Source organism: uncultured Virgibacillus sp., assembly GCF_947495635.1.
GTDB classification, from domain to species: Bacteria; Bacillota; Bacilli; order Bacillales; family Amphibacillaceae; genus Virgibacillus; species Virgibacillus salarius.
This window is the reverse complement of record NZ_CANMAB010000120.1, coordinates 1-11,423: the sequence shown is the minus strand read 5'-3', so window position 1 is coordinate 11,423 and position 11,423 is coordinate 1. Positions and strand designations below refer to the sequence as shown.

The 11,423-nt window shown below is 36.8% G+C and carries 8 protein-coding genes; all 8 read right to left on the bottom strand.

From position 1 onward, the window contains the following. Positions 1-128: 128 nt before the first annotated feature. On the bottom strand, positions 129-1,328 hold the full coding sequence (locus Q1A47_RS18355; protein WP_240455768.1) for a PDZ domain-containing protein: 1,200 nt from the start codon (positions 1,326-1,328) through the stop codon (positions 129-131). 110 nt (positions 1,329-1,438) lie between these two features. After that, positions 1,439-2,896, bottom strand: coding sequence for a S41 family peptidase (locus Q1A47_RS18350; RefSeq protein ID WP_121605675.1), 1,458 nt, complete (start codon positions 2,894-2,896; stop codon positions 1,439-1,441). Positions 2,897-3,132: 236 nt separating this feature from the next. Then, entirely contained in the window at positions 3,133-4,503 is a 1,371-nt protein-coding gene (locus Q1A47_RS18345; protein ID WP_166530822.1) for a murein hydrolase activator EnvC, read from the bottom strand. A 78-nt stretch (positions 4,504-4,581) separates the two neighbouring features. Beyond that, positions 4,582-5,475, bottom strand: a complete 894-nt coding sequence (gene ftsX, locus Q1A47_RS18340) for a permease-like cell division protein FtsX (protein WP_026682009.1) — start codon at positions 5,473-5,475, stop codon at positions 4,582-4,584. After that, positions 5,465-6,151, bottom strand: a complete 687-nt coding sequence (gene ftsE / locus Q1A47_RS18335; protein WP_026682010.1) for a cell division ATP-binding protein FtsE — start codon at positions 6,149-6,151, stop codon at positions 5,465-5,467. Before ftsE ends, ftsX begins: the two co-directional genes overlap by 11 nt. A gap of 484 nt (positions 6,152-6,635) precedes the next feature. Further along, positions 6,636-7,004: a cytochrome c551 gene (cccB, locus tag Q1A47_RS18330; protein WP_166530823.1), complete on the bottom strand. Its 369-nt coding sequence runs from the start codon at positions 7,002-7,004 to the stop codon at positions 6,636-6,638. Positions 7,005-7,235: 231 nt separating this feature from the next. Continuing rightward, a protein-coding gene (gene prfB / locus Q1A47_RS18325) for a peptide chain release factor 2 (protein WP_121605677.1) occupies positions 7,236-8,337 on the bottom strand; the annotation gives its coding sequence in 2 pieces (ribosomal slippage) (positions 7,236-8,264 and positions 8,266-8,337; 1,101 coding nt in all). 71 nt (positions 8,338-8,408) lie between these two features. After that, on the bottom strand, positions 8,409-10,922 hold the full coding sequence (gene secA, locus Q1A47_RS18320) for a preprotein translocase subunit SecA (protein WP_026682013.1): 2,514 nt from the start codon (positions 10,920-10,922) through the stop codon (positions 8,409-8,411). Between the last annotated feature and the right edge of the window lie 501 nt (positions 10,923-11,423).

The window sequence follows — 11,423 nt, the reverse complement described above, 5'->3', positions numbered from 1 at the left end:
CAATATACATCAAACATTTCAAAATAACTACTTCGCTTAACGCAGTCATTGCACTGATTTTATACTTTCTTAACTTATTAAAAAAACTGCCTTGGGATGGGATAGCCATCTTCAAGCAGTTTGTCCTTCTAACTTCCATATCCTATTTTGTTTTGTTTAATTCTACGATGCGGGCTGGAAGTAAAGATAATCCCTAATTCATGATGATCCCCTTCATATAAAGCGCCTTGCAGAAAACGCTTCTCACCGGCTCGATCAATTATTTCTAATTTAAAGAAAGCACCGCTTTTCTGTAGCGCCTCATAGAACTCCGTAATACTGACAACTTTATTTCCATTTACTCTCGCAATTGATTCTCCAGCTAATATATCTAAACGATCTGCTGGAGAATTAGGAATAACAGACAAAACTTTTAGCCCCTTATCAGTAGGTTGAAAAAAGCCTGATCGTTCATGATCTTTCGTACGATGTCGATAATTTAGATACTCTCTTCCAGCTATTCCTACAATTACTCCTGCCAAGGAAAGCCATGAATAATAGCTACTTCCCCATGCAGTTAGAAGCACAAGGAAACTGAGAATCATCATGGATTTCGCCAATTTACCAGCCGAAACCATGGGATCGTTACCTCGAACAATATGATCAAATCCAATGATAAAAGGAATCAATATTAAGCTAAAGGACTGCTCCCCTATTGTAAAATAGGGCCAATATGGAGCAAAAGAGGTTATTAAGCCTGTTGGTATAAGTATGAAAAAAGGAATCACAGCCAGCTTTTTTATATGATGCTGTCCCATCCACCCCCCTCGGCTACCTTGAACAAGTTCTGGATAGGTTTTGCCTTTGCGTGCCTTTAATAAGAGAATGCTTTCAGCAACAAGGAATATACCTATTAAGATAACTAATCCTTGGTAATTAATAGTAGAAAATAATTCGGCTGAGACTATCTTTTGCTTCTCCATTACAGTTGGAAGGAATAGGAGTACGAAATAGGAAATTCCCAGTGTATAGCTTGCAGAAAGTAATGTGAATCTCCCAGTAATACTGACAAGAATTGTTATGATACAAAATAGCAGGATCGTTGTATATGAAAAAACAACCCCTAGCCCAATAGTTATAGCTGACACAATTAGTCCTAATAGAATAGAATAAAGCCATGTGCCCTTCCACTCAGAGAACATATCAAATATCTTTATCCCAAAATCCATTCTCTCTCTTCTAATTCTCTTTTTCCCTGCAAGAAAAACTAATAATATGGCCCAATATAATAATGGATTTAGAAGGACCCTTCCAATCCCCTTAACGATTTCAATGAACCAAGCTTCCAACAATATACTCACCTTCTCTATGCAACGATGTACTATTTCATTTATTCGACATCAAGGGAATGACTTCCTGCTTGATTGGAAAATCCGCGAGTAATACCCGCGGATTACTATTATTCGTATATTTCTGCTAAAGCTTTTTCTAACTGCTTATCGTCTTCACCATTTCTTATTTTATCAACAACCGCTGTTTCGATTAATCCTGCCGTTTTTTCATCTACCTTACCAGTTGAACTCACATCATTGGCAGATTGAAAATCTTTAACAGCTTCTTCCGTTTTTTCACTAAAATAGCCATCTATTCTTCCAGGATCATAACCTAATCCTTTTAACATAATCTGCACATTCTTAATATTATCTCCTGTATGATCAAGAGTCAGTGGCTCTTCAATCTGTACGGGATTTGTATAATAATAATCTGCTTGCTTTGCTTCAATGGTAGGTTTTACCCCTTTTTCATGAATCCAATTGCCTTCAGGGGAGAGCCATTTAAAAAATGTTAATTTGATGGTACTTCCATCGCCCAATGGAACTGCTTGCTGAACGGTACCTTTACCAAAACTTGTTTGACCAACTACATCATAGCCCATTTCTTTCATAGCAACTGCCAAAATTTCAGATGCTGATGCACTTCCCTCATCAATTAATACACTAATTGGATACTCTTTTCTCTCCTCAAGTTCAGAATATGAAGGAGATTTTTCTCCATTTTGATCTTCTACTTGAACGTAAGGCATATCATTTGGGACGAATTGTTTTAATATATCCTCCACGACATCTAATAAACCGCCTGGATTTCCTCGGACATCAATAACCAGCCCTTTAATTCCATCCTTTTCCATCTTATCTAGCTGTTCTGTAAATTCATCAGCTGTACGCTCAGAAAAATTGGTTATTTCGATAATACCCGTTTTCTTTCCATCTACTGTTTCCGTTTTGCTATAAACGGTTTCAACTGGAATAGTGTCTCGTGTAATTGTCACATTAAATGGTTCAGAAACTCCAGCACGCTGTATTTCTAGCTCAACTTTAGACCCTTTTTCACCGCGAATCTTAGCCACCGCTTCATTAAGATTTAACCCATCTAAACTTTCCCCATCTACTTGAAGCACTTGGTCGTTAGGTCTTAGGCCAGCTTTTTCCGCTGGTGAATCTTTAATTGGGGCCACAATGGTTACTGTATCATTCACCATACTTACTTCCGCACCAATACCTTCGAACGAAGACTCAATTTGCTCATTAAATTGCTTCATTGTCTCCACGTCCATATACGAACTATACGGATCCTCTAATGATGTCAGCATCCCTTGAATTGCTCCTTCAATTAATTGCTGATCATCTACATCCTCTAAATAATTTTCTTTTATAAGATTAAACGCTTGACCTACTTTGTTCATTTCCTTTGGGGTATTTGTCTCTTTAGCCCCCTCTATATTTTCAGTTATCGCTTTATTATCTTGTGCGTCATTATTATTAGACTGAGCAAGCTTTACACCAGCATAGCCGCCTCCAAGTCCTAAAAGTAATGCACAAACGAGAAGTAGTACTATATGTATCTTTCTTAAATTCATTATTTCACCCCAACTATTTTAATCAAAATAACATGTAATATTAAAAAGCATACCACTATCTTTCTCTTATGACTATGGTTTTACTACGCTTTTTATGTAATTATACAACGAAAGAGCAGAAAAAGACATCATACCATAAAGGATGATGCCTTTTTCTAATACTTACAATTGCTCATTTTAATCCACTGCTATTATTTTCGTATACACTAACAATCTTTAGAAAACAGCCTTTGCAATTAATTTAAGTAATTTAATGGGTTTACAGAATTACTTTTTGCAGCATTCCAGCCACCAACATGTACCTCAAAATGTAAATGTGGTCCAGTCGATGCACCAGAGTTCCCTGTTGCCCCAATTTGCTGACCTTGGCTAACAACCTGTCCAGCTGAAACGGATATACTGCTTAAATGTGCATATAATGTTGTATAGGTTGTACCGTCAATGTTATGGGTAATCATAATGGTATTACCATATCCACTCATAACACCCGCTCTAATAACGACACCTGAAGCAGCAGCTTTTAATGGTGTGCCTATAGATGCTCCAATATCCATACCAGCATGTAACTTTTTCTTACCTGTTATAGGGTGGACTCTATATCCATAATCAGAGGTTTTATAACCAGCTGCTGGCCAAATAAAGATACCGCTTCCTCCACCTGATCCACCAGAGCCTGAGCTAACAGAAGACTGAGAATTACCAGAAGAAGAATTAGTGGTTGCCTTTTTTTGTTTTTCCTTCTCCTTAGCTAATTGTGCTAACTTACTCTTTTCGTTCTCCGCTACCTGCTTTGCTTTTTCCACAGCTGACGCTTGTGCAGCAAGTATCTCTTTTTCTTCTTGCACACTCACTTTATATTCTTCTAAATCTTCATGTTCTTTTTCTAGTGAAGCCATCATCGTTTCTTTCTCAGACATTTGCTTGTTAAGTTGCGATTTCAAAGCAACTAGCTCTGATTTCTGATCCTCTAATGCTAGCTTACGATCTTCTACTTCACTTTTCTTATTCTCAATGTCCGCCTTGTTTTTTTCTAAGGCCAATTTATCAGCAGTTTGTGCTTCCATTATTGTTTTGTCTTGATCCATAATTGTGTTTACCGCTGAAGAGCGACTAATAAAATCACCGAAGCTTTGCGAACCAAGAATAACCTCTATGTATTTCATGTTACCGCCATTCTTTTGTATATTACGTAGGCGGTCTTTCAGTAACTGTTCACGTTTTTTTATGCGTTCTTTCAATAGTACAATTTCTTCTTTTAACTTTTCAATTTGGCTCTTTAAATCCTCAATCTTTTTATTTGTCGTAGAAATCTCATTTTCTTTATTTTCAATTTTATTCCTAGTATTGGAAAGCTTTTGGTCAATTGAATTTATATCAGCTTCTACCGAATCCTGCTTGTTTAAATTTTTATCAATTTTTTCTTCCGTTTCTTTTTTATCACGATTTAATTCGCTTTGCTCTTTTTCGAGTTCCTTTTGTTCCTTTTCCAAGTCACTTATCTTTTTATCGAGCTCGTCTGTTGACTCAGCTGACACTGGGCTAGTATAGAAGGATAGTGATGTGCTTACTAAAATGACCGTCAGCAAAGATGGTATTACTTTCTTCATTCAAATATTCCCCTTTCCCTCTGTATAAATTTCAAACAATGCTCCAAAATGGCTCCTTACAAATGACACACGCACAAACTAAACCTTTAAGAATTTACGTACACTCATAACACTTCCCCATACACCAATGACTGCACCAATGGCTAAAATAATCAACGATAGCTGTATCGCGAATGGATTATATGGCAAAATTTCAACGAAGCTGTAGTGAATACGCTGGCTCACTGTATTAGCTAAGTAATAATAGCCTGAAAGCACAATGGCAATTGGTATAATTGATCCTAATATTCCGAGCAACATCCCTTCGATAAAAAACGGCCATCTGATAAAGCCGTTGGTTGCACCAACTAGTTTCATAATGCCAATTTCCTTACTACGTGCCATAATTGTAATTTTAATCGTGTTGGAAATAAGAAAAATAGCTGTAAATAACAAGCCTACAATTAAGACCAATCCGATTGATCGTGCGTATTTATTAAATTCAAAAAGCTTTTCTACAACACCTTGACCATAATTAACCTCTTGAACGCCTTTAAGCTCTGAAATCTTCTTTGCGACCGGAGCAGTATCCTGAGGATCTGCTGTTCGTACAATGTAAACATGGTTTAAAGGATTATCCTGTTCAAACATTTGCCACGTTTGACCATTTTCACCCATGCTGTCAATTAATTTATTTAACTCATCATCCTTAGATGAGAAAACAACTGAATCTACACCATCAATCTGCTTAATCTCGTTACCTAGTTGCTGTATCTCTTGTTGGTTTATAGTCAAATCTATCAAGGCATTAATCTCAACATCGTCCTCGATATTGTCAGCCATCTGATTTAAGTTCATCATTAGCGCTAAAAAAGCACCAACTAAAATCAACGTAGTTGTTACAGCACCAACTGATGCGATCGTCATCCAACCATTTCGTCCAATATTTTTAAACCCTTCACGTATATGACGCATTAATGTTCTAATTTTCATAGCCGTAATCACCTCGGTGTTCATCTCTTGCGATTAATCCATCTTCAATGGCAATTACACGGTTTTTGAAAGTATTAACAATTTCCTTACTATGTGTAGCCATAATTACCGTTGTTCCACGATCATTGATTTCTTCTAAAATTTTCATGATGCCCCAGGACGTATCTGGATCTAAATTCCCTGTTGGTTCGTCAGCAATCACAATTTTGGGATGGTTTACAATAGCTCTAGCTATAGAAACGCGCTGCTGTTCACCACCTGAAAGTTCATCAGGAATGAACCGAGCCTTATTTTTAAGACCAACAAGCTCTAGAACATCCATCACTCGTTTTCGAATCAAACTTGGGGGCTGCTCTATTACTTCTAATGCAAAAGCAATATTTTCATAGACTGTTAGTTTTGGGAGTAATTTAAAGTCTTGGAATACAACTCCAATATCCCTACGTAACAGGGGAACTCTTTTTTCTTTTATTTCATTTACGTTAACATCGTTTATGTAGATGGAACCTTTAGTTGGCCTGACTTCCCGGTACATTAATCTTATAAATGTTGATTTCCCAGCACCGCTTGGTCCTACAATATAGACGAATTCGCCTTGCTTAATATCGACATTTATACCATTAAGTGCTGTTACACCATTGGCATATGTTTTATATACGTCTTTCATTAATATCATAATGCAATCACCTTTATCTTTTAGTTGTCATTCTTAGATGTGTGCCTCTTTTTTTTAGAATTCATAACAATACACGCTTCCATTTTTAATTAATCATATGTAAGTGATACTCCATCATTATAACATCTTTCGCCAGGATTTTTAGACATAAAATTATTACATTTATATTTCAAAAGTCGTAGTTTATTGAAATATTTTGTCATATTTTAAATAAATAAGTGGGTTTTTAGGCGAAAATCAAGTGGAAATATGAGGGAAAATACCTATTTTCATAAATTAAACTGAATTTCAACTCACTTCAGACCTAGTATCATTTAACGGTTGCGCTATCTATATATATACGTTAATTGTTTTGAGAAGCAGGGGGTGGTTTCGAGAAGGATTCTGTTTTTAAAGCTTTTTTTGTCGAAGGATAGTTATTGAAGTCAAAATAAAAAGCTTGTCTACTGAATATCTTCAATCAGACAAGCCTTTTAATCATACATTATTTTTTTTGAGCTAACCAATCTGCAAGTAATTGTACGTCATCTCCAGATGCCATGCCAGCAGGCATAGATCCTTTACCATTTTTAATTATGTCGGCAATTTCATCTGAGGAAAGCTTCGAACCAACCTGTGTTAGATCAGGGCCATTCCCACCTGATAAATCAGCGCCGTGGCAGGAAGCACAATTACTTTTGAATACATCTTCAGCAGCAGCGGTATCTACAGCTCCACCTTCTGAATCTGATGGCTCTTCTGTGCCAGTATCCCCGTTATCAGCTGGCTCTTCAGAAGCATTATCGTCCCCACCGCCACATGCACCGAGCACAAGTGCAGTACCGAAAAGCATTGTTAATAACCACTTTTTCATAGCCTAAATCCCCCTATCAAAAATATTGTAATGGCTTAACAGTTTTATTATAACCCATTATGTGGGTTTTAAAACCCTTTATACCAACATTAAATAACACGAAAAAGGCTAGAAAGCAATTGCCATACGGACTAAGACCATTTGTGTCCATTTCATGAAATTATTGCTAATAACAGCTATTTGCAGCATTTTTCTAAGCTCTAATTATCTACAGGTGATTTCTTACTTATTTTATTTCATCTGATATCTTAAATAAGCATCAATAAATGGATCAATCTCTCCGTCCATTACACCTTGTGTATTTCCTACTTCTACATTTGTACGGTGATCCTTTACCATAGAATACGGATGAAAAACATAGGAGCGAATTTGACTTCCCCAGCCAATTTCCATTTGCTCGCCACGAATTTCGGCTAATTCCTGCTGTTGTTTTTCAATTTCCAATTGATATAATTTCGATTTTAACATTTTCATCGCAGCTTCTCTGTTTTTTATCTGTGAGCGCTCATTTTGACACGTCACGATTACATTTGTAGGTAAATGGGTAATACGCACAGCTGAATCAGTAGTATTAACATGCTGCCCTCCTGCACCACTCGCTCGATACGTATCTACCTTAATATCTTCTGATTTCATTTCAATATCTACATCCTCGGTCATTTCTGGCGTTACATCACAGGACACAAAGGATGTGTGGCGGCGCCCTGAAGAATCAAATGGTGATATTCGTACCAATCGGTGTACACCTTTTTCAGCCTTTAAATAACCGTAAGCATTGTGACCTTTAATTAATAACGTAACGCTTTTCAATCCCGCTTCCTCACCGGCTAAGTAATCTAACATTTCTACTTTGAAGTTTTTTGTTTCTGCCCAGCGTTGATACATTCTTAATAGCATGCTCGCCCAATCCTGAGACTCTGTTCCACCAGCGCCTGGGTGTAGCTCCAGAATCGCATTATTAGCATCATACGGCTCACTTAAAAGAAGTTGTAGCTCAAAATTGTTCATTTGTATGCGCAGTTCATGGAGATCCTTTGTAAGATCCTCAAATAACTCTGCATCATTTTCTTCCTTTACTAACTCATAGGATACCTCTAAATTGTCAAGAAACTCTTCTAATTCCTCAAATTTATTCACATATTCCTTTAAACCATTAACCTCACTAATGACTTTTTGTGCTGTTTCTTGGTCATCCCAGAATGATGGAGCAGCCATTTTTAATTCTAACTCTTTAATACGTTGAGTTTTTTCGTCTAAGTCAAAGAGACCCCCTAAAATCATTAATTCGCTTACTCATTTGGTCTAATTCATTTCTTATTTCAACTAATTCCATCCTAATCACCTCAATTTGTATTTGGCAATAAAACACTCCACTGGTTTCAGCGGAGTGCTTTATCCATTTCACTATTTCCCATGGCAATTTTTATATTTTTTACCACTGCCGCACGGACAAGGGTCATTACGACCAATATCCTGTTGTTTTACAAATGGCTTACGTGTTTTCTTTTTCTCTTCCTGACTGCCGGAAACTGCCTGTGTATTTTTCACAACTTCCTGCCGTTGCAGATTATCTCTAATTTCAGCTTTCATAATGTACTTGGCAACTTCTTCGTTAATATTTTCGATCATTGCTTCAAACATTGAGAAGCCTTCAAGTTGATATTCACGTAACGGATCATTCTGTCCATATGCACGTAAATGAATTCCTTGACGTAATTGATCCATTTGATCAATATGATCCATCCATTTCGTATCAACCGTTCTTAAGAGAATTACTTTTTCAAACTCGCGCATTTGTTCTTCTGTTAGTTCTTGTTCTTTTTGATCATAGCGAGCTCTCACTCTCTCCATAATCCATTCATTGATTTCCTCTGGATCTTTTCCTTTTAAATCATCTACAGCAATTTGATCTTGATCTAGGAGGCTACCTTGTACATATTCAACAATCGCCTTATAATCCCAATTATCCTCATCATCATCCTGCGTATGTGTTGCTACAACACGTTCAAGTGTTGAAATAATCATGTTCTCAATAATCTCTCGTAATTCTGTTTCAGATTCAATAACATCAAAGCGTTGCTTATAAATAATTTCTCTTTGTTCTCGTAAAACATCGTCATAAGATAGGACTGTTTTACGTGCATCAAAGTTATTCCCTTCCACTCGTTTCTGAGCTGATTCAACAGCACGAGATACCATTTTACTTTCAATTGGCTGTGAATCTTCCATTCCGAGTCGCTCCATCATCGATTTCAAATTATCAGAGCCAAATCGACGCATTAACTCATCTTCCATGGATAGGTAGAATTGAGACATCCCTGGATCACCTTGTCGTCCAGAACGTCCACGTAACTGATTATCGATACGACGTGATTCATGACGTTCCGTACCAATAACAGCGAGTCCTCCAAGATCAACAACACCTTCACCTAACTTAATATCGGTTCCGCGTCCAGCCATATTAGTAGCAATGGTTACGGCTCCCTTTTGTCCAGCATTCTCTATTATCTCTGCTTCGCGAAAGTGATTTTTAGCATTTAATACATCATGTTTCACGCCAGCCTTCTTCAATAATTTTGATATTAACTCAGAAGTTTCAACAGCAACAGTACCAACTAATACTGGCTGTCCTGTTAAGTGACGTTCTTTTATTTCCTCTACAACTGCTTGAAACTTACCTTGCATGGATTTATAAATCAAATCAGCTCGATCGTCACGGATAATCGGTTTATTTGTCGGAATAGCAATAACATCCATATTATAGATGTTTCTGAACTCTTCCTCCTCCGTTTTCGCCGTACCAGTCATACCTGCCAATTTATTATACATTCGGAAGAAGTTTTGAAAGGTAATAGACGCAAGCGTCATACTCTCGTTTTGAATTTGTAATCCTTCTTTCGCTTCTATTGCTTGATGTAAGCCATCACTATAACGACGACCTTTCATTAATCGACCAGTGAATTGGTCTACAATAACTACTTCGCCTTCTTCTACCACATAGTCATCATCACGATGCATCGAAACATGAGCCTTCAGAGCCTGATTAATATGATGCGTTAATGATACATTGTTTAAATCAAACAAGTTCTCAATCGAAAAATAGCTTTCCGCTTTATTTATCCCTTCCTCTGTAAGTTGTACCCCCTTTGTTTTTTCATCGTAGGTATAATCACCTTCCTTGGAAAGTGTACTTACAAAGCTATTCGCTTGCTGATAAAGTGACGCAGACTTCTTAGCTGAACCGGAAATAATTAAAGGTGTTCGTGCTTCATCTATTAATATCGAGTCAACCTCATCAATAATTGCAAAATTCAAAGGACGTTGTACCATTTGCTCCTTGTAAAGGACCATATTATCTCTCAAGTAATCAAAACCATATTCATTGTTCGTACCATAGGTAATATCCTGATTATACGCTTCCCTTTTTTGTTCTTTTGATAATCCATTTCCATTAAGCCCAACTGTTAGTCCTAAAAATTGATAGAGCTCTCCCATCTCCTGCGCGTCACGACTTGCCAAATAATCATTGACTGTAATTATATGAACACCTTTACCAGAAAGTGCATTTAAGTATGCAGGCATGGTAGAAGCTAATGTTTTTCCTTCCCCGGTTTTCATCTCAGCAATGTTACCTTCATGCAAAGCAATAGCACCCATTAACTGCGTTTGGAAAGGTCGCATTCCTAGTACACGTTTAGATCCTTCACGAACCACTGCATATGCTTCTACAAGCATATCGTCTAAAGTTTCTCCATTTTGATACCTTTCTTTAAACGCTTCTGTTTTTTCTTGTAGCTCCTGATCAGTTAACTTTTCCATTTCTGGTTCTAATGCCTCTATTTTATCCACTGTTTTTTGCAGCCGATTCAATTGTCTTTGCGTTCCATCACCAAAAATTTTCTTTAATATTCCAGCCATTATACATGCACCTCAATATCTATCTTAAATAAGATTTTCTATCTGATTTTATACTATAATTATCGTACGTAAAGAATTAGCGTCTTTTATCAATAATAACACTTTCTAAAGAAAGATGACAACTACTGACATTGCACAGTTCTTAGATGAAAATTCTTGTATCTCTTCTGTTTTTCAAATGAATTATCAAGGGAATATGTTCCACTTCAAGTATGTATCAGTACAAATCAATGTAAAAAGAGTGGTTTGAGGATAAACCACTCTTCTAAGGAAAGGGATTATAGAGGATTCTGTGAGAAAAGACAGTCGCTTTTCTAGCGAAGTATGCTTAGGAATGTTTATAAAAGACTGTCGGAGAGACAAAGCGATATAAACATTCCTTTTTTAGACTGACATTGCTGTAAAATGTACGTGTTAGATCATTCACCTCCCTCTATAAATTAAAATTATCTCAGAATTACTCCGTTTTTCTCCCGTTTACTTTATATCATTCAAAGAGAA